General features: G+C 50.7%; 25 protein-coding genes, 2 tRNA genes, 1 other RNA gene, 1 riboswitch and 1 other annotated feature (1 of these 30 running past the window's edge). Of the genes, 8 read left to right on the plus strand and 20 right to left on the minus strand.

The features are described from left to right. Positions 1–72: 72 nt before the first annotated feature. The 7 genes from recR to ACI7RC_RS25870 form a co-directional block, all read right to left on the minus strand. On the minus strand, positions 73–669 hold the full coding sequence (gene recR, locus ACI7RC_RS25840) for a recombination mediator RecR (RefSeq protein WP_408111043.1): 597 nt from the start codon (positions 667–669) through the stop codon (positions 73–75). 18 nt (positions 670–687) lie between these two features. After that, entirely contained in the window at positions 688–999 is a 312-nt protein-coding gene (locus tag ACI7RC_RS25845; protein WP_408111044.1) for a YbaB/EbfC family nucleoid-associated protein, read from the minus strand. A gap of 21 nt (positions 1,000–1,020) precedes the next feature. Continuing rightward, positions 1,021–2,724: a DNA polymerase III subunit gamma/tau gene (gene dnaX, locus ACI7RC_RS25850; protein WP_408111045.1), complete on the minus strand. Its 1,704-nt coding sequence runs from the start codon at positions 2,722–2,724 to the stop codon at positions 1,021–1,023. A 122-nt stretch (positions 2,725–2,846) separates the two neighbouring features. Next, positions 2,847–4,271: an ATP-binding protein gene (locus ACI7RC_RS25855; RefSeq protein ID WP_408111046.1), complete on the minus strand. Its 1,425-nt coding sequence runs from the start codon at positions 4,269–4,271 to the stop codon at positions 2,847–2,849. Between the two features lie 191 nt (positions 4,272–4,462). Then, positions 4,463–4,728, minus strand: an RNA gene (ffs, locus tag ACI7RC_RS25860) — signal recognition particle sRNA large type. A 125-nt stretch (positions 4,729–4,853) separates the two neighbouring features. Continuing rightward, complete coding sequence (locus ACI7RC_RS25865; protein ID WP_408111047.1) at positions 4,854–6,527, minus strand: CocE/NonD family hydrolase; 1,674 nt, start codon at positions 6,525–6,527, stop codon at positions 4,854–4,856. A gap of 105 nt (positions 6,528–6,632) precedes the next feature. Beyond that, a complete protein-coding gene (locus ACI7RC_RS25870; protein WP_408111048.1) occupies positions 6,633–7,514 on the minus strand; it encodes a LysR family transcriptional regulator in 882 nt (293 codons plus the stop codon). Positions 7,515–7,783: 269 nt separating this feature from the next. Here ACI7RC_RS25870 and ACI7RC_RS25875 point away from each other — a divergent pair, with 269 nt between their 5' ends. Continuing rightward, positions 7,784–8,377, plus strand: a complete 594-nt coding sequence (locus ACI7RC_RS25875; RefSeq protein ID WP_408111049.1) for an ankyrin repeat domain-containing protein — start codon at positions 7,784–7,786, stop codon at positions 8,375–8,377. A 21-nt stretch (positions 8,378–8,398) separates the two neighbouring features. Then, positions 8,399–8,866 carry a nucleoside deaminase gene (locus tag ACI7RC_RS25880; RefSeq protein ID WP_408111050.1) on the plus strand — a complete coding sequence of 156 codons (468 nt, stop codon included), beginning with the start codon at positions 8,399–8,401 and terminating at the stop codon, positions 8,864–8,866. A gap of 79 nt (positions 8,867–8,945) precedes the next feature. On the opposite strand, the gene ACI7RC_RS25885 is transcribed toward ACI7RC_RS25880, so the two are convergent. The 3 genes from ACI7RC_RS25885 to ACI7RC_RS25895 all read right to left on the minus strand — a co-directional run bounded on the left by ACI7RC_RS25885 (position 8,946) and on the right by ACI7RC_RS25895 (position 11,764). After that, the gene (locus ACI7RC_RS25885; RefSeq protein ID WP_408111051.1) at positions 8,946–10,232 is read right to left on the minus strand and encodes a M14 family zinc carboxypeptidase; all 1,287 of its coding nucleotides are present in this window, start codon (positions 10,230–10,232) and stop codon (positions 8,946–8,948) included. Between the two features lie 210 nt (positions 10,233–10,442). Beyond that, positions 10,443–11,315: a polysaccharide deacetylase family protein gene (locus ACI7RC_RS25890; RefSeq protein ID WP_408111052.1), complete on the minus strand. Its 873-nt coding sequence runs from the start codon at positions 11,313–11,315 to the stop codon at positions 10,443–10,445. A gap of 230 nt (positions 11,316–11,545) precedes the next feature. Beyond that, positions 11,546–11,764, minus strand: coding sequence for a hypothetical protein (locus ACI7RC_RS25895; RefSeq protein ID WP_408111053.1), 219 nt, complete (start codon positions 11,762–11,764; stop codon positions 11,546–11,548). 616 nt (positions 11,765–12,380) lie between these two features. On the opposite strand from ACI7RC_RS25895, the gene ACI7RC_RS25900 reads away from it, so the two are divergent. Continuing rightward, positions 12,381–13,589, plus strand: coding sequence for a multidrug effflux MFS transporter (locus ACI7RC_RS25900; RefSeq protein ID WP_408111054.1), 1,209 nt, complete (start codon positions 12,381–12,383; stop codon positions 13,587–13,589). A gap of 97 nt (positions 13,590–13,686) precedes the next feature. Here ACI7RC_RS25900 and ACI7RC_RS25905 read toward each other — a convergent pair whose 3' ends face one another. Beyond that, on the minus strand, positions 13,687–15,063 hold the full coding sequence (locus ACI7RC_RS25905; RefSeq protein ID WP_408111055.1) for a YheC/YheD family endospore coat-associated protein: 1,377 nt from the start codon (positions 15,061–15,063) through the stop codon (positions 13,687–13,689). A gap of 289 nt (positions 15,064–15,352) precedes the next feature. Between ACI7RC_RS25905 and ACI7RC_RS25910 the strand changes: the two genes are divergently transcribed. Both ACI7RC_RS25910 and ACI7RC_RS25915 read left to right on the plus strand, forming a co-directional pair. Beyond that, positions 15,353–16,087: a YheC/YheD family protein gene (locus tag ACI7RC_RS25910; RefSeq protein WP_408111056.1), complete on the plus strand. Its 735-nt coding sequence runs from the start codon at positions 15,353–15,355 to the stop codon at positions 16,085–16,087. A 26-nt stretch (positions 16,088–16,113) separates the two neighbouring features. Beyond that, the gene (locus ACI7RC_RS25915; protein WP_408111057.1) at positions 16,114–16,845 is read left to right on the plus strand and encodes a YheC/YheD family protein; all 732 of its coding nucleotides are present in this window, start codon (positions 16,114–16,116) and stop codon (positions 16,843–16,845) included. A gap of 95 nt (positions 16,846–16,940) precedes the next feature. Here ACI7RC_RS25915 and ACI7RC_RS25920 read toward each other — a convergent pair. Further along, a tRNA-Ser gene (locus tag ACI7RC_RS25920) sits at positions 16,941–17,032 on the minus strand. 144 nt (positions 17,033–17,176) lie between these two features. Here ACI7RC_RS25920 and ACI7RC_RS25925 point away from each other — a divergent pair. Next, positions 17,177–17,902 (plus strand): pseudouridine synthase, encoded by a 726-nt coding sequence (locus ACI7RC_RS25925; protein ID WP_408111058.1) that lies wholly within the window; start codon positions 17,177–17,179, stop codon positions 17,900–17,902. A 268-nt stretch (positions 17,903–18,170) separates the two neighbouring features. Here ACI7RC_RS25925 and tadA read toward each other — a convergent pair whose 3' ends face one another. Together tadA and ACI7RC_RS25935 are read right to left on the minus strand one after the other, a co-directional pair. Then, positions 18,171–18,638 carry a tRNA adenosine(34) deaminase TadA gene (gene tadA / locus ACI7RC_RS25930; RefSeq protein WP_408111059.1) on the minus strand — a complete coding sequence of 156 codons (468 nt, stop codon included), beginning with the start codon at positions 18,636–18,638 and terminating at the stop codon, positions 18,171–18,173. Between the two features lie 143 nt (positions 18,639–18,781). Then, positions 18,782–19,102 carry a hypothetical protein gene (locus ACI7RC_RS25935; RefSeq protein ID WP_408111060.1) on the minus strand — a complete coding sequence of 107 codons (321 nt, stop codon included), beginning with the start codon at positions 19,100–19,102 and terminating at the stop codon, positions 18,782–18,784. A gap of 183 nt (positions 19,103–19,285) precedes the next feature. On the opposite strand from ACI7RC_RS25935, the gene ACI7RC_RS25940 reads away from it, so the two are divergent. Both ACI7RC_RS25940 and ACI7RC_RS25945 read left to right on the plus strand, forming a co-directional pair. Continuing rightward, a complete protein-coding gene (locus ACI7RC_RS25940) occupies positions 19,286–20,002 on the plus strand; it encodes a response regulator transcription factor (RefSeq protein WP_408111061.1) in 717 nt (238 codons plus the stop codon). Between the two features lie 3 nt (positions 20,003–20,005). Continuing rightward, positions 20,006–21,403 carry a sensor histidine kinase gene (locus tag ACI7RC_RS25945; protein WP_408111062.1) on the plus strand — a complete coding sequence of 466 codons (1,398 nt, stop codon included), beginning with the start codon at positions 20,006–20,008 and terminating at the stop codon, positions 21,401–21,403. Positions 21,404–21,461: 58 nt separating this feature from the next. On the opposite strand, the gene ACI7RC_RS25950 is transcribed toward ACI7RC_RS25945, so the two are convergent. The 6 genes from ACI7RC_RS25950 to serS all read right to left on the minus strand — a co-directional run bounded on the left by ACI7RC_RS25950 (position 21,462) and on the right by serS (position 26,562). Next, complete coding sequence (locus ACI7RC_RS25950; RefSeq protein ID WP_408111063.1) at positions 21,462–22,250, minus strand: TatD family hydrolase; 789 nt, start codon at positions 22,248–22,250, stop codon at positions 21,462–21,464. Beyond that, positions 22,234–23,052 (minus strand): ABC transporter ATP-binding protein, encoded by an 819-nt coding sequence (locus ACI7RC_RS25955; RefSeq protein WP_408111064.1) that lies wholly within the window; start codon positions 23,050–23,052, stop codon positions 22,234–22,236. The genes ACI7RC_RS25950 and ACI7RC_RS25955 overlap by 17 nt, the downstream gene beginning before the upstream one ends. A 27-nt stretch (positions 23,053–23,079) precedes the next feature. Beyond that, the gene (locus ACI7RC_RS25960) at positions 23,080–23,841 is read right to left on the minus strand and encodes an ABC transporter permease (protein ID WP_408111065.1); all 762 of its coding nucleotides are present in this window, start codon (positions 23,839–23,841) and stop codon (positions 23,080–23,082) included. Between the two features lie 22 nt (positions 23,842–23,863). Continuing rightward, on the minus strand, positions 23,864–24,895 hold the full coding sequence (locus ACI7RC_RS25965) for an ABC transporter substrate-binding protein (RefSeq protein WP_408111066.1): 1,032 nt from the start codon (positions 24,893–24,895) through the stop codon (positions 23,864–23,866). A gap of 79 nt (positions 24,896–24,974) precedes the next feature. After that, positions 24,975–25,087: riboswitch (TPP riboswitch) on the minus strand. Positions 25,088–25,106: 19 nt separating this feature from the next. Continuing rightward, a tRNA-Arg gene (locus ACI7RC_RS25970) sits at positions 25,107–25,183 on the minus strand. Positions 25,184–25,284: 101 nt separating this feature from the next. Next, a complete protein-coding gene (gene serS, locus ACI7RC_RS25975) occupies positions 25,285–26,562 on the minus strand; it encodes a serine--tRNA ligase (RefSeq protein ID WP_408111067.1) in 1,278 nt (425 codons plus the stop codon). Between the two features lie 50 nt (positions 26,563–26,612). Then, positions 26,613–26,618: a binding site (T-box leader), on the minus strand (it continues 220 nt past the right edge of the window).

A 26,618-nucleotide genomic window follows, 5' to 3' on the forward strand; every position in this document is an offset into this window, starting at 1 on the left:
AGCCTGTAGCTCCTGTTCCTTGCGGAACTTTGTCTACAGGCTGAGACAGGGCCATCCTGTCTTTTTCTTTTCCTATAATTCTCGCCGTCCCTCAAGCGCTTTAGTCAGGGTAACTTCATCGGCGTATTCAAGGTCTCCGCCGACCGGCAAACCGTGGGCGATCCTGGTCACCCGAATCCCGGATGGCTTGATCAACCGGGAAATGTACATGGCGGTAGCTTCTCCCTCGATATTGGGATTGGTGGCGAGAATCACCTCTTTCACCTGTTCATCCCCCAACCGCTTCAACAAATCCGGAATCCGGATGTCCTCCGGCCCGATACCGTCGATTGGCGATATCGCGCCGTGAAGCACATGGTAATACCCTTCGAACTCGCGGGTTTTTTCCATCGCAACGACGTCTTTTGGCTCCTGTACCACGCAAATCACCGATCCGTCGCGCCGCTTGTCCCGGCAGATGTGGCACGGATCGACATCCGTAATGTTGTTACAAACAGAACAGTAATGAAGCTGGCGTTTCGCGTTGACCAGGGCCTTGGCCAAATCAAGCACGTCATCTTCTTTCATGCTCAGTACAAAAAACGCCAGGCGGCCCGCTGTTTTTGGACCGATGCCTGGCAATTTCATAAATCCTTCAATTAGCTTGGATATCGGCTCAGGATAATACATCTCTCTGTGCTCCCTCGCCTAGAACAGACCAGGTATGTTTAACCCACCGGTAAAGCGGCCCATTTCTTTGCCGACAAGTTCATCTACATTGCGCAGCGCGTCATTTACCGCCGTCAATACCAGGTCCTGCAGCATTTCCACATCGTCCGGATCGATCGCTTCCGGCTTAATGGCGATGTCGACGATTTGCTTATGGCCGTTGGCCTTAACCGTTACGACCCCGCCGCCTGCCGATCCTTCCACGATCTTATCCTTCAGCGCCTCCTGCGTCTTTTGCATTTCCGCCTGCATCTTTTGCACCTGTTTCATCATTTGCTGCATATTTTTCATCTGTATACCCTCCTCATAGGATCAATCTTTCACTTCCAACAGCTCTTCGCCGACGAGCTTTAACGCCTCGGTGATAAACGGATCTTCCTGTTTGCCCGCATCCTGTGTTCCCGTGCTGTTCGCCTCCGCTTCCATCCACTGCTCCTCCATGACGGAAAGCAGCTGCAGCGGGGTACCGCACACTTCGCGAATGATGTGTTCCACGATCCCCTTTAGCTCCGGCTCCATCGTCTTTTCACAGTGAATGGAGCTCTTGAAGGTGACGACCACGACCTCGCTGCTGGCCGCTGCCGGTTGGCCGCTGACCAACCAGGCGTGGTGCTGGATTTTGACTTTTTTCAACTCAGCCAAAATCTGTCCCCACATGCCGCGGACCCGCTGGGTAAGCTGGGCGTCGACCTGACGGGCGATTTCCCGCAGCTTGCCGACTTGCACCATCGGCCGCCCAGCGGCGGATGCAGCCTGCCTGCGGGCAGGAGGACGCCCTTCCTCTTGGGGGCGGGCTCCGGTGACATTCTGCTGGACTCCCCGGGCAAGCTTCTCCTCCAGACTGCGGATTCGCTGCTCCAGCCTGACGAGATCTTCTGCAGGTGTGGCCCGAGCCGGAGCAGCCTCAGCCTGTGTATCCGTCACGCCGCTGCCCGGGATCTGGCACAGCTTCACCAGTGTCAATTCCGTCAGCACCCGGGCATACGTAGACCATTTCAATTGTGACAAGGACTGGTTCAAAGATTCGATAACCGGATATAAAACCGGCAATTCGTACAGCTCCGCCACTTTGGCAAAATCCTCATCAATCAATGTCCGCTCCACGATCTCCTGAAGTCTTGGCGCTGTCTTGAGCAGCAGCATGTCGCGATAATAGTATAAGAAATCGTGCAGGAACTGTTCGGGATCTTTCCCCTGTACCATGATCTGGTCAAACTGTTCCATCACCGCGGTGACATTGCCCTCGATAATACATTTGGCAAGCGTTGAAAAATACGTCTGCGAGACCGCACCGGTAATTTGCAAAATATCTGCCGCTTTAACCGCCCCGCCGCCAAAGCTGATCGCCTGATCAAGCAGACTGAGCGCATCGCGCATTCCGCCCTCGGCCATTTTAGCTACAAGCTGTAGCGCCTGATCCTCGACCTCTACTTGCTGCGTCTCGCAAATCTGCCGCAACCGTCCGACGATCTCGCCCAGCGGAATGCGGTGAAAATCAAAGCGCTGGCAGCGGGAGATAATCGTTGCCGGCAGCTTATGCGGTTCCGTCGTCGCCAAGATAAACAGGACGTGCGAAGGCGGTTCCTCCAGCGTTTTTAACAGGGCATTAAATGCCTCCGTGGTCAGCATATGCACTTCGTCAATAATATACACCTTATACGAGACATCGCTTGGAGCAAACTTCACTCTTTCGCGGATATCGCGGATCTCTTCCACCCCGCGGTTGGATGCGGCGTCTATCTCTAGTACGTCCGTAACCAATCCGGAGGTAATCGCCTCACATGACTTGCACCGGTTGCATGGTTCTCCCTCTACGGGCTGCTGGCAGTTGACAGCCTTGGCCATGATTTTCGCGGCACTGGTCTTTCCCGTTCCCCGCGGTCCGTTGAACAAATACGCATGGGAAAGCCGTCCCTCGCGCACCGCGTTGCGCAGCGCCCTGGTGACGTGAGCCTGTCCGACGATATCGCCAAAGGTTTGTGGTCTCCATACGCGATAAAGCGCTGTGTAAGCCATCCATGCCACTCCCCATGTTCCGCACTCATGAATCCTGTCTATTATACTACATTGCCGGACGCTTTTCCAAAATCAATCCGCAGGCGCAAAAAAGCCCCCTTTGATTAGCAACAGGGGCAGCATCAGATATACGGAAGCAAAATGTGAAAGCTTGTACCGTACCCTTTGGAAGACACTCGAATTTGCCCTCCCAAATCATGGATAATCTTTTGACAGACAGATAAGCCCAATCCCGTTCCCTCTTCTTTCGTCGTAAAAAATGGATCAAAAATCTTGTCAATCACGTACACCGGAATTCCTGGACCTGTGTCGTGGATGTCAATGCTGATCTTATCCCCCTCTACATCAATGTGATGGGAAATGCTCAAAACCCCTTCTTTTTCCATCGCCTCGATTCCGTTCTTGCAGATATTTAAAAATACCTGCTTCAACAGCTCGGTATCTCCAACCACCATCGGCAGTTGGCCTGCAGGCAAGTACTGGACATCGATCCCGTGCAGCAGCGCTTCACTGTTTACGATCGGCAGTATTTCTTCAAATACGGTGTTCAAATCCACGATCTGGTACTGGACGTCGCGTTGTTTGCTCAGCAGAAGAAACTCGCTGACGAGCGAATTGATGCGGTTGATCTCCGTCAGCATGATCTCCGTGTAGGTTCGCTCCCGCTCCATGCCGCTTTCCCCAAAGGACTGCAGAAACAACTGTAAAAATCCTTTGATCGAGGTAAGCGGATTGCGGATTTCATGTGCCGTGCCGGCGGCGATCTGGCCGATCATGGCCAGGCGGTCACTTCGCTCGATTTTCTGTTCAAAAGAACGCAAATTGGTGACATCCTTAAACAAGACGTAAGCGCCTACAATGCGGCCCGCTTCGTCGTGCAGGGTATTGGAATTCACCAACAGTTCGTACCGCTGGCTGTTGTTGGTCCAAGACATCGCTTTATTCTGCAGCTTGATTCCTTTCAGCAGCTCCCGCTTAATCAGTCGATGTTCCTCAGGAATGCCTTCAAACGCTTTGTCGATGTGCTGGTTTAATACATTGAACCGCTCCACACCCAGCAGCCTGCACGCCATCTGGCTGATTTCGATGATTTTTGCCGCTCGATCAAGCACGACAATACCCAGGTAGATGTCGGACGCCAATTGAGTGACCAGGCGCTGAGGCAGTGAATCATTTGAATCTTTCGCTAAATTGAGCAAATGGACGAGATAAAGCGGGTCCTCCGCATCCTGCACCAACACCATCACATTGGTCCTGCCTGTCATGCCCGACTTGTCCTGCCACTCGACCTCCAGAGGCGATTCCCATTCCTTGTTTGTCCACTCGCGGTACAGCTGTTCCATCGTTCCTTGACAGGGAATAATCACATGTATATGGTGACCGACAATCTCCTGGCGGGTGTAGCCCGTTACACGAAGCAGTGCTTCATTGCATTCGATGATGCGACCGGATTGGTCAGTTAAGAGAACGGCATAAGGAAGTTGTTGCATGAACTGTTCCATGCTTCTAAATGAGCCGAAAAGATTAAAAGAAAATTTCGTCTTCACCCAGCTGCCCCCCTCACCCTCTGCGTCTAAATAGAGAGACACATTTTCCCTATTCGTCAGAGGATAAAGATGACCTGCTGTAAGTACTCGCTTTTATGAAAAAACCTTTCGCTATTCATCGACAAAAAATAACAAAAAAGCGATGAACTGTCGTGGAACAGAACATCACTTCATGGCATCTATGTAGGATGCCGTGCACCTATCTTCGATAGTACTTATCCAAGCGTTACTTATGAAGTCGGCTCAAACCAGGCACCCCTGCGGCACACGCGAAATTCCACTTATGGCTGCTTCCTTCCGGACCTGACCAGGTTCATGGGTTCACGTTGCGCAGGACCCAATCTTCAACGCCGCCTGTCATAAGGCAGCCTTACATAAGCATACCTCAAATAGGAATTCAATCCTGCTATTGCGGATTGCAGGTTACAGGGCACCGCAACCTCCCCATCTAGCACGGCAAAATTTATAACCGTTGTAAGACAACCACAGTGAAGGGTTGCTAAATAAGCATATCACATGAAAACGGAAAACTGCAAGGGACAAACCCAACCAGTTCCGGTAAACTTGACCTTTTCCCTTCCCCTACCGCGCAATGACCGGCAAAATGATGGCCGAGGGATATTCGGGATCGTGGTAGACTGTCTGCTCTGCCACCAGCATTTTCTCTGTTTGTCCCAAAGGAGCACCGGTATTTACATTGCGGTCGTACTTGGGGAAGGCGCTGGAGGAGACTTCCACACGGATGCGGTGCCCTTTTAAAAACACATGGGAAGTGTTCCAACAGTCAACCTCATACCGGTAGACGTTTCCCGGTTCGATCAGTGACGGGTTCTCCAGCCCCTCCCGAAATCTTGCCCTGACCATTCCATCCGTCAGTCTTTGGGCAAAGCCGTTTTCCCAGACGTCCAAGAGCTTCACCGTAAAGTCGGTATCAGTCGCACTGGAAGAAGCGAACAGTTCCATCTTGATCGGTCCGGTCACTTCGATATCCTCTGCCAACGGTTCAGTGGTGTACACCAGCACGTCGTCACGCTGCTCAATCACCGAGTAATCATCCGGGCCGCCGATCTGTGAGGAGGTCGCCTCTGTAATGAACGGCACCGGATCCCTGGGATCATATAAAAACTGGTCCCATCCCGCTTCCTCTACTCCGGCGGCATGGGGAAGCTGCGGTGACAGCCAGCCATCTCCAAATCGGCTGTTGGCCCGCCCCAGGCTGTGCAGGTAATATTTCGTCCAGTTCGTTCTGGCGAGCGGCCATTCCTGCTCATCACGCCACTTGTTTTCGCCCATGACGAACAAACGAACCGGCGGCTCCTGCATGATTCCGTTTTTTACGCCCTTCAGCCAGTAATCAAACCAGCGCAGTTGGTACCCTTTTAAATCGATCACGGAATCAGGCCCGAAATCCAGCTCGCCCAGCTTGGTGGACACATTGATTTGATGCGGCCAGGGACCCATCAGCAGCTTTTGGCTCTGCCTTGCTTGTTCGCTGGCTGCCCGCCGGGTCATGCCCATGTAATTGAGCGGAGTGCCGACCTGTTCATCGTCATACCATCCGGAGATGTGCAGGACCGGAAGATCGATTTGGTCAAATCTGCTTTGATAGCAAATCTCCTTCCACCAATCGTCCAAATAGGGATGTTCCATCTCTTCCTTCCATGCCGGCAAACGGCGCCCGGTCAGCTCATCCATCGTGGCGAGCGGCAAATGCCAATAGATTGACTCCCAATCGACAACATCCACATTTTGCATCACCCGGCCGCTCGTCATGTACAGCCAGCACAAATGATGAGGAGTAGGCACACCGGTAGGCCACTCGACGAACGGGTCTGAAGGGGAAACCGAACAGATCATCGCCTTCAGGTGAGGCGGATGCGTCAATGCCGTAAGCCACTGGATCCGGCCCAGGTACGATCCTCCCATCGTTCCGACATCGCCTGTGCACCACGGTTGGGCGGCAGCCCATTCAATGCTGTCGTACCCGTCTGCCGCTTCGTTGCGATACGGTACGAATTCTCCGTCGGAATCTCCCCGCCCCCGCACGTCCATGTAGACGACCGCGTAGCCGTGTGTAGCGTAGTAGGTTCCGTTCTGATAAATCTCTTTTGATGTCTTGATGTACGGAGTCCGAACGACAATCGCCGGATAGCGCCCCGGTGTCCGCGGGCGATAAATATCGGCAGACAGCGTGATCCCGTCCCGCATTGGAACGCGGACGTCCCGTTCTATCCATAAATCCATTCCCTCTGCCATGCTTTTCCCTCCTGTTCCTGTCTTGTTCCTTGAAATACTCTTCTGAAAATATTGGCTACTATTCTCCAATCATGTAAAAGTTCCTGTTTTCTTACCTGGGGAATTTCAGGCGTTGTCATGCTGCCGCAATACGCCGATAAAGTTTTGCGCGGCTTTTGACAAATAGTGATCCTTCAACCAGATTAACCCTGATGATGCGGCTCGCTTCGCATCAGCCAGTTCAAAAACCCTGATATCATAGCCCTTGTGCAGCTTCAACACGCTTTCGGGGATAATCGCAGACCCGAAGCCGGAGGAGACCAGCTCAAATAATACAGCCAAGTCGGAGCACTCGCAGATGATGTTGTCTTGCAGCCCTGCCTGAGACAACTCCTCCAGAATCACGCTGTATACACCCAGGCCTTCCGTGCTGGGCAAGATCAGCGGGCAGTGTTTCATCTCTTCATAGCTTATTTTATCGGAATCCAATTGGAATTTACTTGGGGCCACAAAGCAAAATGGCTCGGTCTTCAGGTGAAGAACGGCAAAATCGCTCAATTCCAGCGGAAACCAAACGACTGCCATCTCAATGACCCGCTCCCGCACCATTTTACAGAGCTGTGCTGACTCATTTTGTTGGATTTTATAAGTCATCTTCGGGTACATCTCCTGAAAGGTACGCAGCAGCTTTGGCAGTTGATTCCACGAGAGCGTATTTACGCCGATCGCCAGTTTCCCTCTGATACCATTACCGATTTCTTTTACCTCCATCTGTGATTCATCCATCAAATGGGCGATCTCCAGCGCATGCTTGTAGAGGGTTTGCCCGGCTTTGGTCAATTCTAGCTTTTTCCCCCTCCGCTCGACCAGCGGTACGCCCAGTTCCTGCTCCATCAGCCTCAGCTGCTGACTTAACGGCGGTTGAGCCATGTGAAGTCTTTTCGCCGCGGCCGTAATTTTCTTCTCTTCCGCAATCGCAATAAAATAACGTAATTGTCTGATGTCCACCGGGACGAGCCACCCCTTTTCAGTATATGAAAAACGTATGGAAAACCTATTAAATACATATTTTTAATATAATTATCTCCATGTTAGCATAAGGGCATGAGGAAGAAGCAAGAGGTGATGTCTGCCTTATGGTTCCGTTCAAACTGCTTACTTTGTCCGTATTTTGTCTGCTTACAGCCTGTCAGACTTTCCATCCACCCGTACAGAATGCGGCAGATTTACAGGTGCAAGATACAGGTGACAAAACAGAGGCGAGGAGTGAGAAAACGATGAGCGAACAACTTCTAAAAGCGGCAGAAACAGGGGATCATGCTGGTGTCAAAGCGCTGCTTGAGCAAGGAGCGGACGTGAACGTGCGTGATTCGCGCGGCCGGACTCCTGTGATGACGGCGACGTACGGAGGTCACACAGAGGCCGTCAAGACGCTTATTGACGCCGGCGCCGACATCAACATTCGCGATGACCGCAGCGACAACGTACTTTTGTACGCAGGGGCAGAAGGCATTCTGGACATCGTCAAACTAGCGATTGAAGCTGGCGCTGATACGACTCTGACAAACCGATTCGGAGGCACGGCCCTCATCCCTGCTTGCGAAAGGGGGCATGTCCAGGTGGTAAAAGAACTTCTCACCCATTCCGATGTGGATGTAAACCACGTTAACAACCTGGGGTGGACGGGGCTGTTGGAGGCGATCATCCTGAGTGACGGCGGTTTAAGGCATCAGGAAATCGTACAACTGCTTGTGGACCATGGAGCGGACGTGAATCTTGCCGACAGGGATGGCGTTACTCCGCTGCAGCATGCGAAAAAACGCGGATTTAAAGAGATGGAACAGATTTTGCTCAAGGCCGGGGCCAGATGAGGGTCATTTTTTGAAGGAGAGATGAATGTGACTCACCAGGAATGGATCGATCAAGCAATTGAGCTAGCCTACGAGAACACCAAGGAGAAACGGGGCAAACCGTTTGGCGCGATCATCGTCAAGGATGGCGAGGTAATCGCCAAGGGAGTGAACGATGTGCTCCAGACACACGACCCGACCGCCCATGCGGAACTTCAGGCGATTCGCGCGGCTGGACAGAAGCTGGGCACATCCGATCTGTCCGATTGTCAGCTGTATGCAAGCGGCGAACCTTGTCCGATGTGTCTCGGCGCCATTTATTTGTCCAATCTGAAAGAAGTCTATTACGCCTACACAGCTGAGGAAGAGGCGGCAGCCGGGCTAGGCACTCAGTACTATTACGAGCAATTGGCACTTCCCAAGCACCAGCGCGACATCCAATTACAACATGTCAAAACGAACGCAGGGGACAGGGATCCCTTCGCATTATGGAAAAAGCTGGGCCGATAATGCCCTCTTTGTGCCGACAAATATCCTCTCCGCCGCAATGTGACGGAGAGGATATTTTGGTTGTCTCTCAAGGCGCCATTTAAAAGAGATCGTCTTCCTCGTAGCCGTGAACAGGCTTTCTGATGCTATTCGCTGATTTCGGAATGTCGTCGTACACTTTGGTATCCACGTTTTCAATGGACCCATCGCCCAGCGATTTCAGGATCTCGTAAACTGGCACGATTACCGTTTGCTTCAACATGCCGTTTTGCTTCTGCCCCAAGGTTTGGGTCTGTCCTTTTACTTCGATCAGCATGATCGCTGTATCATTTAACGCGAATGTGCCCAGGGCCGTTCCGGGCAGGTTGACATCCGGGTACTTTTGAATCGCGCCAAAGGAAGAGGAACCTCTTTGAAGCGATTGGTAGCCTACCGCATTGACCTGCTTGGCCAACTTCAGTACGTCCGCATCCACTTCATACTGTTTGCCGGTAAATGGATCCGTGTACGGGTCGGCTACTACGGCTGCCACCTGGATGGAAACGGAGCGGTTGTCTTCTTCGGACAATCTGTTGAACCCGCGGTGATGGAGATCGAGATAGACATCCGGACGAAGCTCCTTAAATACCTTGGTAACCGCCCTCGCTTCTGGAGTTACAAACAATCCTCCCACGTCGCTGTTATTGTCGCGGGAATTTAAGAAGGAAGCGATCGTCTCCGAATCAAAATCCTCTATATTGAAATCCAAATTCGGGTTGTAATCCCTGTTCTGGTCAAAACCGGGGATGCCGTATATCACACGTCCATTGTTGTTCTGAGCCCTTTCGCTGCCCTCGCTGTTATAGTACCAAGGTGCTTTGGTTCCCTCAGGCAGCCCGAACGAAACGGGGTCCCAGGTTTGATGTGTATATCTGGTTGGATACCGTTTGCCTTCATATTGATTCATCGCACCATCCGGGTTGATCCGCGGCATAAACCAGACGGTGACCTTGTCGAGTATCTTGCCCACCTCTTTGTCGCCTGTGGACAGCTTCTGCATGAGTTCCACGACCGCTTCCGTCGTGAGTGGTTCATTTCCGTGAATCTGGCTGGTAATGAGCACCCGCTTCTTATTCGGGTCATTGTCGCCAAATTTTGCTACATAGAGGGGATTTCCGTCATTAGACTTACCAGCGACTTCAAGCTTCATTTTCCCCTTTGAGGCGTGTTCAATTTTCTGCAGTTCTTTGTACAGTTGTTCATTTGTCATCAGGCTGGAAAAGGAGAGATTCTGCTCATCTTGAACCCAGGGTCCATTCGGAGTCGTTTGCGGTTCCGCAAAGACAATTGATGTAGAAAGGAAAGATGCGAGAAGGGCTGCGAAAAGCATTGCACGTGTTTTTTTCACCCGAATTACCTCCCAATGATTGAAGTAGTTGTGCCTAAAGTCTATGTGCATGAATCATTATAGTATCTTTAAAATTAATATAATAGTTATAATAGTCTTATAATTTATCGTGACTACACACCTATTCAAAAGAGAAATCCCCTCCAGGGTCTCGAGTGACCGTCTTGCTGGAGGGGATTGAATCGACTGTCAACTGTCAGCGAAATCTCTTTAGTGGATTTCCTGCAGCTTTTTCAGTTTTGCCAGTAATGTATTCGCAGAAATATACGGTGAACCTGCATTGACGCGATGATAGATGTAATCATCGAGATTGTTTAAGCCTTCTGTTACGGCAAACGTTTTTTCGATTCCAATTTCTTTGGTGATTTCGATGACCGTCTGATTGAAGGCTCCATATGGAAAAGCCAACAGATGAGGCTGTTCGCCCAACTCTGCCTGCAGGCGCTGTTCGGCAAGCGACAAGTCTGTCTTTATCCTGTTTTTATACTCTTCGTTTGATTCTGCCGAAGACCGGTCCTTCAAGTACAGATGGTATGCCAGCATAGGCTTTTTCGTTCCGGCTTGATCCACCTCTGCCAATTTGTGCTGATCGTATGAGTGAGAGTAAAAACTCATTCCGTTCCGCTTCATCTCTCGCATTTGGTCCCAGGTCAGATGCGGGATCGCCTGCGGGGACGGGTGGTCGGTCGAATCAACGACGATAAAGTTCGTTGCCACCATATTGTATTCTTTCAACAACGGGTAAGCGTACTTGTAAAAACTTTCATACCCATCGTCAAACGTAATCAGTACGGACTTTTTGGGCAGATTTTTATTAATCCGGCTAAAACTGAGCACTTTGTCCATGCTTACGACATTGTACCCACTTTCATGCAAGGCCTGCAGATGGCTCTTAAATTGCTCTGGTGTAATCGTGGCTTCAGATGTTTTGGGATCAATATGATGGTACATCAATACGATAAGCTGGCCGTCGGCATTTGTATTGTTCTCTCCACTAAAACCTACTGTGACAAAATACACGAGGAAAATGGCCAGCAAGGCTGTCACAGTAATTAAAATAGGTCTTTGTAAGTGACTTTTCATATTCTTTTTACTGGTTATACAGTAAATTAACCCTCCCGGTTAAACGTGTCGTTGCGCATCCGAATGCTTGTCCTGTTTTTGTCCCCCCTTTCCAAAGACCCAATCAATCGGGATCTTTGGCTTTTGCATTCGCTACTACCAGTTATAACGAAAAAAGTCCCGCTTTCGTTACATCAAAAACGACCCAAATCAAAATAAAAACTGTTTATTGAACATCAGTTCACGCATCTCTATTTCATCGTCCACGATAGGGCGCGTTTCTTTTTCCATTGAACCTCCAAATACGAATGTACGGCAAATACGATATGTGCCAACAGTATAGCGGATACTACGTCGAGCACCACATGCTGCTTGACGAACAGCGTCGATAAGATGATCAGGCTGCCCGAACCATGTATCGCGATCAGATTGGACATGTTTTTTATCGAACTGCTGTTAATAGCGCTCATCATCAAAAAGCTCGTAAAGCAGTGAATGCTGGGGAAACAGTTGTAAGGTTGATCAATACTGTAGACAAACATGACTATGCGATTTAGCCAATCTTGCTCAGACAAGGTCGGCCGCTGCACCGAAGTTTGGAAAAAATAGAATGCGACATAACAAACACATAAGCCAACCAGCAGGGAAATAAGTGTCTTGTAGTACAACCTGGGTTCCTTCACAAAAAAATAGCATAACGTGAGGAAAATAAAGGCGTACCATCCCAGGTATGGAACGATAAATCCTTTTACAAAAGGTATCATGCGATCCAGATTGGTAACGAGACTGTGTACTCCCCGATTGTCGTTATTCAGGAATAGATAAAACAGATTGAAAAGCGGGATAAGCATCATCCAGCATAACGGCAGCAACTTTTGGACTCTCTTCATCAAGTTTCACCTTTCGTCTTGTTTGGATGAGTTCATGATCTGCCTCTTATCTTCTTTTAAACGATTCTGCTACAATGGGTTAATGAGCCCGCATTAGCGAGTAAAGTACGATCGAACGCGAATGTTACATGAACGCAATACTTGCAACATACATGTTAGAATGTCAATTCATTACGAAAGAGTGGAAAGCTTACTTATGAACAGTAGTACGGTAACCCAACATCGACCTGTGCGAACAAGCCGGGTCTTGATGGCTGTTGTATTGGGAGCGCTCTCTGCCTTTGGGCCGCTCTCCCTTGACATGTATTTGCCTTCCTTGCCTGCATTGGCCAGTGATTTGCACACCAGCACTTCTTTGGCCCAGCTCAGCTTGACGGCTTGCCTGCTCGGCCTTTCACTGGGACAGTTATTTGCCGGCCCGCTGAGTGATGTACGCGGACGGCGCCTGCCGCTCGTCATCGGACTGGTCGTCTATGCGGCCACCTCGCTGTTGTGTGCATTTGCTCCCTCGATCTGGGCACTGCTGCTGCTTCGCTTCCTGCAAGGGGCAGCCGGATCTGCCGGTATCGTCATCTCCCGAGCCATTGTCAGGGATATGTACTCCGGCACCGAACTGACAAAGTTTTTCTCGCTGTTGATGCTGGTTAATGGCGTTGCCCCCATCCTTGCTCCGATCATCGGCGGGCAGCTGATGCGGGTGACGTCCTGGCAAGGGGTATTCGTTGTCCTCAGTTTGGTAGGGATTGTCATGCTCCTCGTGGTCCTGTTCCGATTGCCTGAAACCCTTCCGGCTGAACGCCGGTCCAAGGGCGGCATCAAAAATACGCTCGCCACTTTTCGCGGCCTGATCGGCGACCGGATCTTTATGGGATATGCATTAGCCCAGGGGTTTGTCGTAGCAGCCATGTTTGCCTATATCTCTGGCTCGCCATTTGTCTTGCAGAAAATTTTCGGTGTCTCTCCGCAGATATTCAGCTTGTTTTTTGCCATCAACGGTTTGGGGATTATCATTGCCAGCCAGATCACCGGCAGATTGGCAGGCCGGATTAACGAGACCAAACTGCTGACGAGCGGACTCTTCTTGGCTGCATTTGGCGGTCTGGCGCTGCTTGCGGCAATCCTGGTTGACGCAGGGCTCTACGCTATCTTATTCTCCCTGTTCATTGTCGTGTCTAGTGTCGGAATTGTAACGACCACAGGATTTTCCCTGGCCATGCAAAATCAGGGTCGTTCGGCAGGGAGCGCCTCGGCGCTGCTCGGAGTCTTGTCATTTATCTTTGGCGGATTGGTGGCCCCGCTCGTTGGTCTGGGCGGCAGCGATACTGCCGTTCCCATGGGGATCGTCATCGCCTCCGCGGAAATCTGCTCCCTCCTGTGCTTTTTCACCCTGGCGCGGCGCAAATAACGAAGATGAAAAAAGTCGGTTTTCCTTGGGCTTGGGCTCAGGAATGCCGACTTTCTTTTTCTGTTATGAGGCGCCCTGAATAGCAGCCGCATGGGCGTTAAAAGTTCGCCAGGAAGCAGCTGAAATCGATAAGCAGGCTGCGGGAGAGTTCGTCGGCCTGCTTCAAAGCGGCATGCTTGAATACGGAACGACCCGGTTTTGAGTTGGCCTCAAACATCCAGACATGTCCGTATACGTCAATCCCCATATCCAACCCCAGCTCACCCAACGGGTCACCTTTCGTTTCTTCGATTGCCTTGGCAATACGGATGGCGGCGCTGTTGATCTTCTGTTCGATCAAAGGCCATTCTATGCCAAAGATCGACTTGAGCAGATCGCTCCCCGGGATCACCGTCCCGCCTGTCCGCACGTGCGTGGTCACGCTGCCGGGACCTGCCACTTTAGCTGCCATGCAAGAAACGACCCAATCGTTCTGAAGGTTTTTGTGCATATGAACGCGGAAATCAAAGGGGCGGTTTTGATACGTGTGCAGCTCGACTCCCTGCTGCACCAGATAGGCGCTGGGACGGCGATTGCGAAACACATGCTGGTACAACGATGAATAACTGTTGAAGGATCGTTCCACATTGCCGCCGGCAGTATGGTAGGAGACTTTAAACCCTCTTCCCGGTTGGCGCACTACTTTTACGATTCCGTAGCCGAGACTTCCATTTTTCGGCTTCAGGTAGACCATCCGGTATTTTTTCAGCATTTGGCGAAGGTTTTCCAGTGAGGCGTGGCTATAGGTTTCGGGGATGAATTCCTTCACATCTTCCAGGGGGTAAAGCAGTTTATGGACACCCCATTTATTGAAGAAACCACAATTAAACATCGGCAAATTGACTTTGGTATACAGCCTCAATTTAAAATCCTTGACCTGTTCCTGCCGCTCTGCGTTCCGCGAGGGAATGCGGTCATACACGACGTCAGGCACTGCTGTCGTCATGTACTGCCACTGATAGCGGCCATCTGCCGTCGGGCGTAAAAACCAGGCGTCGACCGTGTTGCGGTCCCAGTCGATGTCGCTCGGGGAAAAGATGTAGTAGAAAACGCCCTTTCCCCGCTGCGCCAGCAGCAATTTGTAAAAGGCGGAGGTTCGCATTCCAACCGGCCTTGTGGCATCCTGCCGCACGCCAGTCGTCACGATGCCAATTGCCGGGCCGATGCGCAATACATTGCCTTCCCGCTTTAAATGAATGAGACCGCCATGGGGAATATACAGTTCTCTGCGCAAAGAGTTGGTCAACCTGACGGTATTGCTGTCGGGTTGTTTCTTGTCTTGTATGACAACGGCCGGCACTTCCCGCTTTCCGAGGGATAACGTGATCGGCTGACGAGGCATAAGCTGCAGTTTTTGGCACATACTGGGCGAAAGGAAGATTCCTGAAACATTTCGATGCGAAAAAAAACGGAGCCGTACTAATATGGAATCCATGCTTAGTAACCTCCTAGACGTTCTTTTCTCCCTTTTTAGTGTATTACATATGCAAGGACATCCCTTGTAGTTTGGACGAACAACCAACTGACATGAGATTCCATAGCCTGATGTTTGACAGTTTGTCAGGCCGCCGTTAATATCCAAAAAATGAACGATTGCCTTGGTGTCTTTAGCCGGTTCACTTACGCCCTTTTCCCATATTCTAATGGTATATTCTGACTCTTAACATAAACGAAGGCCTATGATCTTGGAACGATCCATTTTACTTGAAAAAGGTGAATGGTCAATGAGTCAAAAAAACAAATGGAAAAAGTATTTGTTCCTGAAAGATTCTGAAGGATTAGCGCCCTATTTGCCAAAAACCCAAATGCTGACGGAGCATAACTTTCGGAAGTTTATTGAAAAGTACGGCAAGGTGATTCTCAAACCTGTTTACGGGCGTGGCGGCCGAGGTGTCATTCAGGTATCTCCAAAAGATAACCATCGTTATGAAATACACCGTGAGAAGAAAAAGACAAGGTTTATTGGGAAAACATGGGCCTACAAGTACATCAAAAGCAAAATCGGATCCTCTCCTTATATGGTACAACGACGGATTCCCTTAGCCAAAGTGGATAACCGCCCATTTGACATGCGAATCATTGTGCAGCGCAAAAAGCACTCCAATACGTGGGTCGTTACCGCAAAAGCCGCAAAGGTCGCTGGCAAAGGCTATATCGTCACCAACAACACACGGAGTAAAGGGAAAATGCTCCACGTTGAATCTGCGCTTCACCGCTCTTCACTCCACGAATATTCCCAACATGAGTTGCTGTCCCGGATCGAACATATCGCCCTGCGTGCAGCCAGGCGGCTAAGCCTCCTGTTTCCCCATCACCGCATTTACGGAATAGATATGGGAGTGGATCGATACGGCGATATCTGGATCATTGAGACCAATCTGTTCCCCGCGATGTCCCATTTTCGCAAACTGGGTGATAAATCCATGTACTACCGCATCAAGTCCTACAAAAAGAGCTAAATACCCATAGAAAAGGTGGGCTAAGCATGAGTTTTAGCAAAATGAAAAAATATAAATGCATGCTCAAGTCAAAGCGTCTCGTCCCTCACGTCCCGAAAACACGCTGGATGACGCGAAGCAACCTTTGGGACTTTACTTCGAAATACGGTAAAGTAATCCTCAAACCTCTCGGCGGGAGCCGGGGTTCTGGAGTGATTCAGGTGTCCCCACTGGGCGACGACCGCTATGAAATTCACCGCGAAAATATTCGAAAAATCCTGTACGGGAAAGATCGCACCTACCGATATGTAAAGGATAAAATCGGCTCCCGCAAATACATCATTCAACGCCGCGTTCCCCTTGCAACAGTCGATAACCGGCCCTTTGACATCCGGGTGATCGTCCAGCGAAAAAAACACTCGAGCACGTGGAAAGTGACCGGCATCGTAGCCAAAGTGGCAGGCAAAGGTTATATCGTCACCAACAACACACGAAGCAAAGGGAAGCTGCTGCCGGTAAAAACCGCATTAAAAACGTCTTCCGTGAAAGGTCTATCGACGGAAACCCTGCTGGACAATATCACCAAAAATGCGATTCGGACAGCCAAATCTTTGCGGAGAATATATCCGGACCACCGTATCTACGGGATGGATATAGGTTTGGACAATAGCGGGCACGTATGGATCATTGAGGCCAATCGAAAGCCGCTGATGTCTCATTTCCTCAAGATCAAGGACAGAAGCATGTACCGCCGGATCATGGCTTATAAAAAATCCTAACCGGAACCGGCATGAGTCCCGGCAGAAAAAGAAAAAAGCATAATTTAGCCATTTGAGCCAAATTATGCTTTACTCGTCACATCACATACGGTATATGGCGGAGAGAGTGGGATTCGAACCCACGCACGCCTCACGACGCCTAACGCATTTCGAGTGCGTCCCCTTATGACCACTTGGGTATCTCTCCAGACCGATCAGACAAAGTATAATATAGCATTTTTTTTGCTGCCAGGCAAGTAGAATCTTCTTCCAAACCTTGATTTTCCTCTCTAAATGGGGCAAGATTAAAGCTGTTACCTGTCATGAGTCCCGTAAAAGTGAGGAGTTCCCAATGAAACGAGAACGTTTAGATAAAGTCCTAGCCAATATGGCACTCGGCACGCGAAAAGAAGTCAAGCAGCTGGTAAAGCAAGGGATTATCACCGTTGACGGCGAGGTTGCGACCGACCCTGGCATGCACGTCGTCCCGGAGATGCAGACGATTGAGATCGACGGTCACCCGCTCTCTTACAAACGTTGGATCTACGTCATGATGAACAAACCGCCAGGAGTTATTTCCGCAACGGAAGACACCCGGCATCGGACTGTCGTCGACCTGCTTCCGCTGGAATGGGCGACAAAAGTCCATCCTGTCGGCCGCTTGGATATCGATACCGAGGGGCTGCTGCTTTTGACCAACGACGGTCAGCTCTCACACAGCCTGCTGTCTCCGAAGAAAAAAGTGGACAAGGAGTACTTTGCCCGTATTGAAGGGCGTGTTACATCTGAGCACGTTGATCATTTCCGTCAGGGGGTAACGTTGGATGACGGCTACCAGACGATGCCCGCTGCATTGGAGATCGTTGCCCAAGGCGATATTTCGGAAGTGCGGGTAACGATTACAGAGGGGAAATTTCACCAAGTAAAACGAATGTTTGCTGCCTTTGGTCTCCAGGTGATCTATCTAAAACGCCTGCGAATGGGTACCCTGCACCTGGATGAATCCCTTGACCCGGGAGAGTTTCGCGAGCTGACAGAACAGGAACTCGCTGCCCTTCGCGGTGATTCGCGCGAATAACCCTGTCCTTTTCCACAAACGCTAAGCGAAAAGCGGGGTGGAAAACATTGAGCGAACAGCCGAATCGGTCAAAGCAACCTCACACCGGGCAGCAAGGCAAACAGCAAGAGCCTGAGTATGCTCCCAGCATGGTTGGATGAACCCGCAACGCAAGAAGAGATCAAAAAGGGCGATTCAACCTTCGTCAGCCGCTTGTACATCGACTACATCGATTGATGTATCCATTCAGCCTTCGCCACGTTCCGGTATCATCCAGACGGAATCGTGGTTATTTTTTGCGCAGTTCGCGAAAAAAACGTTTTAATAAATCCGCACATTCCTCACCAAGGACTCCCGCAACTACCGGTACCTGATGATTGAACCTCTGATCATTCAACAAATTCATCAGCGTCCCGGCACACCCGGCTTTCGGGTCAGCCGCTCCAAATACAACCTCCTCCACCCTGCTTTGGACGACGGCACCGGCACACATCGGACACGGTTCCAACGTTACATAGAGCGTACAGCCAATCAGCCGCCAGCCGCCTAAACGCTCGCTGGCCTCGCGAATGGCAATCATCTCCGCATGCAGGGTGGGATCTTTTTTTGTTTCGCGCAGATTGTAGCCTCTGCCGACGATCTCGCCGTCTCTTACCACAACGGCGCCAATCGGCACCTCGCCAATGGCCATTGCCTTTTTGGCCTCCTTGATCGCTTCCTGCATATACACTTCGTGCCGAGAATCCTGCTCATTCATTGCACTTTCTTCCTTCCGTCCTGTATCCATAGCTTGTATTCTACCTTTCTGCAAGACAAATCTCAAGAAACAGGGAAAGAGTGCCTAAACATTGTTAGACACTCTTTATAACAGGCGGCTTATTAAATGAGCCGGACCCGGCCTTACATTTCTTGCAAATCAGTCAGAGGAGCGATCGTTTTGATTTTAACCAACTTCGTTTCGGCCTTTGGTTCGTCTACTTTCGTTAATGGAACGGTTCCCTCTTTTACCTTTACAGCGCGAACTACTTGAATCGGCTCAATAGGTTTGATTTCAGCAGATAACACTCCCGCCTCTTTCTGTTTCGCTGGAACAACCGTTTCCATTTTAAGCGTATCGCCGTTGTGGCTGTTATCCGGGGTTACCTCCTCTGCTCCTACTACGGAAACACCGCCGATCGCCAGACAAGTTGCCAACATAGAAGACATCCATACTTTTTTCAATTGAAACACTCCTTTTTAGATATTGTCTATTGGCCTTACGCATTTCAGTCTATCGGCCAGCTTGGGCAAAACCTCGGTCTAAATTAGGAAAAAGTGTGGAACCGATCGTTCCCTCCTCTCTTGGAACCATTTCTTTGTTACAATACATCACAGCAAAAACGTCTGTTGGGAGGATGGAAACCAATGCAGTCACATCAAATCGCTGTGGTGGACGACGATACAAATATCCGGCAAATCGTTGAAGCCTACCTACAGAAGGAAGGGTATCAAACGATCGGCCTGGAAACGGCAGAAGACGCCTTAACGCTATGGGAAATAAAACCGCCGGATATGTGGATACTCGATATCATGCTTCCCGGCATGAATGGATATGAGTTTTGCCGGCGTATCCGCAGCAAAGCGGAGGTGCCGATCATCATGATATCTGCGCGTGACGAAGAGGTGGACAAGATCCTCGGCTTAGAGCTGGGTGGAGATGACTACCTCACAAAGCCGTTCAGCCCGCGTGAATTGGTAGCTCGCGTCAAGCGTCTGCTTCAGCGTTGGGACAACATACAGCTGTTGCAGGAAGCGGTGCCGCTTGACGGCAATCCGAACGAAGATCTCGAAATCGGCAAGCTCCGCCTCTCATTTGATCAGCGTCGGGTATTTTGGGAGGGCAGCGAAGTGGAGATTACGGTTAAGGAGTTTTTGATGCTTCAGATCTTGGCGGAACGGCCCAATCGCGCCTTTGCCCGTGACGAATTGCTCACATTGGTCTGGGGGATGGACTACTTTGGGAGTGAACGGGCTGTTGACGATCTGGTCAAACGTCTGCGCAGAAAAATGCACGGACTGCCGATTGAAACGGTCTGGGGTTACGGCTACCGCCTCAGAACAGAGAGCGGAGAGGGTGAGTAAGCGATGAAACTGCTTCATCAACTCAATCTCGCCTTTGCCGTCCTTCTCTTGTTCGTCATTGGCGTTACTGCAGTCCTGACAAACTCTTTGATGATGGACAGTTTGGTGGAAAATCAGCGCATGACGATGAAGGAGCAGGGCAGTGCTTTTTTGCAGCAGCTAAATAAAGAGAGGGTAAGCACTTCACCTATACAGGCGCTCCCTGTTACAAATGCCCGACCAGTCAGCCTAGTGGCTCCGATGGATATTGTTCTGATCCAGCCAACCCAACCCAGCATCAAGACAGAAGCGAAGGAGCTTGTACTTTACTCTACACTTTCTCCTAGTACGACTGCACAGTGGGTACAAAATGTAAAGAACAATAAAGAGACCGAGAAAGAATTGTGGAATGGCACCAACAACGAGGATAAGTATATCGTTGAAACGATAACACAGAGCACGAACAACATGACGAGCCAAATGATTCTGGCCACTTCGTATCGAGCCGTAAAAGAGATGCAGCTGGCGTTGTTAAAACGCATTCTCCTGATACTGGTCCTGGGGGGAGTGGCTGCATGGCTGCTAAGTGTGATCATTACTAAAAAACTGGTTACACCACTGATAAAGCTGAAGGAAGAGCTTAAGAAGGTACAGGAGCGCCGCTTTCACGAAGTAGAGCTGGTAAAAACAGGCGGTGAAATCGGGGAAGTGGCAAAAGGGGTTTCCCAATTGGCCAGCGAACTCGACAAGTACATTCGCACGCAAAAAGAATTTTTTCAAAACGCATCCCATGAATTGAAAACACCGCTCATGTCGATCCAGGGATACGCGGAAGGGATTCGCGACGGCGTATTTACGGACAATCAAGCACAACAGGGTCTGGAAGTGATCATCCATGAAAGCAAACGATTAAAAAGGATCGTCACGGAAATGACCCTATTGGCCAAGCTTGAGAGCGAAGAAGATATATTCCACTTTTCGGAAATTCCCATACAACACGTTATCCTCCAAACAATCGAGCGATTAAAGCCGCTCGCAGAAAAAAAGGGGTTGGAAATCAGAGCGGCCTTTGTCCCCGGCGAACAAACGCCAATGCTTGTTCGAATCGACCAGGATAAGCTGCTGCAGGCCCTGCTCAATGTCGTGAGCAACGCCATTCGCCATGGGAAGAGGATCATCACCATCAACGTAATGTCTGCGAAGAAGGAAATCGTGATAGAGGTCGCCGATGATGGCGAAGGGATAGCAGAGAGTGTGCTGCCCCGATTATTTCACCGATTCGTCAAGGGCAAGGACGGCGAAACCGGACTGGGCTTGGCTATTTCCCGCGCAATAATTGAACGGTGCGGAGGTGAAATCGAAGCCTGCAACCGGCAAAAAGGCGGAGCCGTGTTCCAAATCCGTGTTCCGTCTACAACCTGACATAGCTAGAACAGACCACACCGTCCCTCGTTCCCGGTGTGGTCTGTTGTGATTTGCGTCATATGTGATAAAACCGCTTAGTATTTTGCAAAATCGTTTCCGCCGCGGCTTTTTCCGATATGCCTTTGATGCCGGCTATTTCCCCAACGACAGAAGAAATCATCCGGGGATGTGTCTGCCGGCCTTGAAACGGCCCTTCAAATGGCCAGGGGCCATCTGTTTCGGCCATCATTTGCTCCAGCGGATACCTAGCCGCCAGTTCCCGAATTTCTGCTTCGTACGCGATATCAGGTGTAAACGATACGTAATACCCGTTTTGCGCCATCCGTCTGACCGTCTCTTCGTCCCCTTTAAACCAGTGAAAATGGGCATTTCGGACGTTGTGCTTCTCCAGCAGGTCACAGGCGGTTTTGGCGTCTTCATACACAGCATGAAGCACAACCGGTTTTTTCAGTTCGGCGGCAAGCGCGATAAACCGGTCCAACAGTCTGATATAGGGGTCAAGCTCAAAGCCCCTGCCCTCAGCTTCCGCCTGTTTTCGCTCGTAATACGGCAATCCCACTTCCCCTACTGCCGCCATCCCATCCTGGTGCGCCCGAATCCACGCAAACAACTGATCCAGTTCCTCCTCGGCGATCAGCTCCTGTTCGGGGTGAAACCCGTAAGCGGGAAAGACCTGCCGGGGGAATCGAAGCTGCAGCCTGTGGTTATCCCGGCAGGACGCCAGATTCATCGAAACGGCAACGACACCCAGTATGCCGCAATCCTCCAGTTCACTGAGCATGGCATGCTGGATACCCGATTCATACTTGTCCAAATGAATATGGGCATCAATATGGCGCAGCATGAGAAATCTCCTCCTTCGTCCCGCTCGACTCTGCCAAACGCCCCTGCTCTCGTTTTAGCAGCTGGTAAATCTCCCGCTTCAACTCGTGAAAAACCGGAATTCCCATCACCTCTTCCTCGCGCGGACGGGGAAAAGGAACGGTTATTTCTTTCAGCACAGTTGTCGGCTTATTGGAGAATACGTAGATCGTATCCGACAGGAACAACGCCTCTTCGATACTGTGGGTCACAAACAGCACCGAGCGCTTCTGAGTCTCCCAAATGCTCGTCAGCCACTTTTGCATGTCATACCGCGTCAGCGCGTCCAGCGAGCCAAATGGCTCGTCCAGGCACATGTACTCCTGTGGACTCAGGAGCGCCCGCAAGAAAGCGACTCGCTGCTGCATGCCGCCTGACAAAACATGGGGGTAAGCTTGTTCATACCCCTGCAGTCCGACTTTGCCCAGCCACTCTCTCGCCATTTCGATCGACTCCCGCCGGGGCAGTCCCGCTACCTCTCTGGCCAATATGGCGTTGTCGACGATCGTTCGCCATGGAAACAGCGCCGGCTGCTGCGGCATGTAGCTGATCAGTCCCTTTGTCCCGGTCACGTCTTTTCCGTCCATGAACACCTGCCCTGACGTAGGCCGAATCAATCCGCCAATGATGTGAAACAGCGTACTCTTTCCGCTCCCGGAGGGGCCGACGATCGAGACAAACTGGCCTTTTTTTACCGTCAAGGTAATATTGTCGAGCACCTTTCTTTCCGTTCCGTTGCTTCGAAACGTTTTGGCAAGGTTTCGGAGTTTCAATTGGCAGTCCATTGTTACGCTTTACCCCCCCGTCGCAGCCTACACCTTCGGCTTCCACCTGGTACACAATCTCTCCAAAAGGATGATGAACCCAAATAACAGCAGGCTTAAAAATACGATCATAAAAATCGCTACAAAGACCCGGTCCGTGCGAAATCCGGATTTGGCAAGCAGCATGTAGACCCCGATCCCCTTATCCGAACCGAGCCACTCCGAAATGACGGCACCCATCACGCTGTATGTCGCAGAGATCTTTAACCCGGAGAACAGGTACGGAATGGCATGGGGCAGCTCCAGTTTGAAAAAAATCTGCCGCCGGCTGGCACCGATCATCTTCATGTAATTCAGCATCACCGGATCCGTTTGGGCAAAGCCATCCAGGGTCGCGACAGCAATGGGAAAAAAGCAGACCAGTGTGATGACGATGATCTTCGGGAGCAGCCCGAAACCAAACCAGATCATCAACAGCGGCGCCAAAGCGATAATCGGGATGTTTTGGCTCAAAATCAACAAGGGATAAAAAGCCGTTTTGAGCCGCGGCAGCATGTGTAAAACGAACGATAGTACAAATCCAACGATTGCCCCCACGACATACCCGATAAGTGTCATCCGAATGGTAAAGGCCGTATGCATCCATATCCTCGGCATGCTGCTCACACCCTCGGAGAGGATTTGCAGCGGACTCGGCAGCATCCAGGCGGGAACCGGCCATATGGTGACAGCCAGCTGCCAGACCGTCAACAGGAATAGGATCGCCGCGGCCGGCGGCCATAACTTTTGAAGCCACGTTCTGTTCAGCATTGCTTTTGTCTCCCTGTTTTGTTTATTTTCCGTCCGGGAGAAACTCATTAGTGAAGGCCGTATCTACTTCTAACGGCTTCTCCAACAAATGATGCTCATACATCCATTTTGCATAATTTTCCCATACTGACTTTTTCTGTTCTCCCCAACGCGGTGCATCATCCTGGTAGCGGGAACTCAACCATTTTTGACTAGCAACGACCAGATCCTTATCCAGATCGGGGGCAGCTTTTAGTAAAATCTGTGCAGCCTCTTCCGGCTTTTCAATCGCGTATTGATATCCTTTGGAGGTGGCGGCCATAAATGCTTTGACGATTTCCGGTTTTTCCTTGATCATCTTTTCGCTGGTGATCAATACCGGAGTATAAAAGTCAAGGCTGTCAGAGTACTGATTCAAGTAGACGATGTTCAGCGGTTCCTTGCGAAGCTCTGCTTCGATCCCGGTCCATCCGTAGTAGATCAGGGCAAAATCAATATCCCGTTTCATCGAAGTAAAGAAATCTCCTTCCCCCGTGTTGACGATCTTGACTTTCCCGGCATCTGCATGGTCAAACTGCATGACGGATTGAAGCAAGGCAAGTTCCGTCGGGGAACCGTAACCGCCATACGTCTTGCCCTCAAAATCCTTCGGCGTTTTGATATTTTTAAACGCGGGAGAGGCAAAACCGGACGTGTTGTGCTGAATGACTGCTGCGATCGAGACGATTGGCACCCCCTGGGTACGGGCCTGGGAGACGACCTCCTGGTAACTGACGGCAAAGTCGGCGTCACCGGATGCGACCATCGCCTCCGCGCCGCCTGCTCCCGGCTGGACAATCTCCGCGTTCAACCCTTCTTGTTGGTAGTACCCCTGATCTTTGGCGGCGTAAAGCCCTGTGTGGTTCGTATTTGGCGACCAATCCAAGGCAATTTTTATCTGCACGGGTGCGGCTCCGCTTTGCCCTTCCGATGCATGTCCTTGTTCTCCCGCTTCCTGACCTTGACCGCCGCAGCCAGCCAGGCTAAAAATCGCTAACCCCGTCAAAACGGCGTATTTCCACTTACCCAAGTTCATCTTCTCTTCCTCCCCTGATGCTGCGATGCGAACATAAAAAAACGCCCCCTGATCGGGAGCGCGTGTTGGACGCACAAAGAAGTGTCAAAATAGGTTTCCCTACGCTGGCATTACCCAGATCAGGTTTAAAGGGTCAGTATCTTATTGGGATACAATCTCAGCCGGCCAATTCCAGCACCCCAAGCGTATTGATTTGTCAACATCGATAGAATGGTGCCCCCGAGAGGACTCGAACCTCCGACGCACAGTTTAGGAAACTGTCGCTCTATCCAACTGAGCTACGGGGACAAAAAACACCTACACTTTATTATATTTGGGATTAGCCTTTTTTGCAAATGGGAAAAAGCGCAGACTCGAGCCTGCGCCTTCCCGCCTGCATATTTCTTTTTTTACGGGGCGATCCTTTCCAGCCCGCCCATATACGGGCGAATCGCCTCGGGAATCAGAATGCTTCCGTCTGCTTGCTGGTAATTTTCGATGATGGCCGCGACAGTCCGGCCGAGGGCCAGGCCTGAGCCATTTAACGTGTGAACAAACTCGGGCTTGGACTTGGCGTCCCGGCGGAAGCGGATATTGGCCCGCCGCGCCTGGAAATCTTCAAAATTGGAACAGGACGAAATTTCCCGGTAGCAATTGGAGCTGGGAATCCATACCTCAAGATCGTATTTTTTCGCGGCGGTAAAGCCGAGATCGCCTGTGCACATGCTCAGGACCTGGTAGGGCAGGTCCAGCAGCTGCAGGACTTTTTCCGCGTTGGCCACCAGCTTTTCCAATTCCTCATAGGAATCTTCCGGCTTCACAAACTTGACCAGCTCTACCTTGTTGAATTGATGCTGACGGATTAACCCGCGAGTGTCACGGCCTGCAGAACCCGCCTCTGAGCGGAAACACGCGCTGAACGCGGCATAGTACCGGGGCAGGCTGGCACCGTCCAGGATCTCGTCACGATGCATGTTAGTAACCGGCACTTCCGCGGTCGGAATGAGGAAATAGTCCGGGCCGTCCAAGCGAAAGGCATCCTCTTCAAATTTAGGCAGTTGGCCTGTCCCGGTCATGCTCGTCCGGTTCACGATGTATGGCGGGATAATTTCTTCATAGCCGTGCTGGCTCACATGCAAATCCAGCATGAAGTTCATCAAGGCCCGTTCCAAACGTGCACCCGCCTTTTTGTAAAAGACAAAGCGGCTTCCGGTCACTTTCGCCGCCGATTCAAAATCGAGAATACCCAAATCGTTGGCCAGCTCCCAATGCGGCTTTACCGGGAAATCATACTGCTTTGGCTCGCCCCATTTTCTGACGACGACATTTTCCTCCTCCGTTTGGCCTACCGGGGTGGATTCATGCGGCAGGTTTGGCAGACTGAGAAGAATCTCCGTCACTTTCTCATCCAGCTGCCGAAGCTCTTCATCCAGTTCCTTGATCCTGTCGTTTACCTGCTTCATTTCCGCGATCAGATGGTCGGCATTTTCCTTATTCCGTTTCAGTACTGCGACTTGTTCCGATACGGTGTTTCGTTTATTTTTTAAGGTTTCCGCTTCTTGGATGACTTGTCGGCGTTTTTCATCTGTTTCAGCAAATTGGTCAAGAGCGGAAATATCTTCGTTTCGATTGGCCAACTTTCGTCTGACCCCTTCTAAATCCTGTCGCAAAATCTTCGGATCTAACATGACATATCCCTCCATCGCTATATACAAACATAAAAAAACACCCGCTCCCGCTAAGG

The organism is Brevibacillus sp. B_LB10_24 (assembly GCF_046036945.1).
Taxonomy (GTDB): Bacteria; Bacillota; Bacilli; order Brevibacillales; family Brevibacillaceae; genus Brevibacillus_C.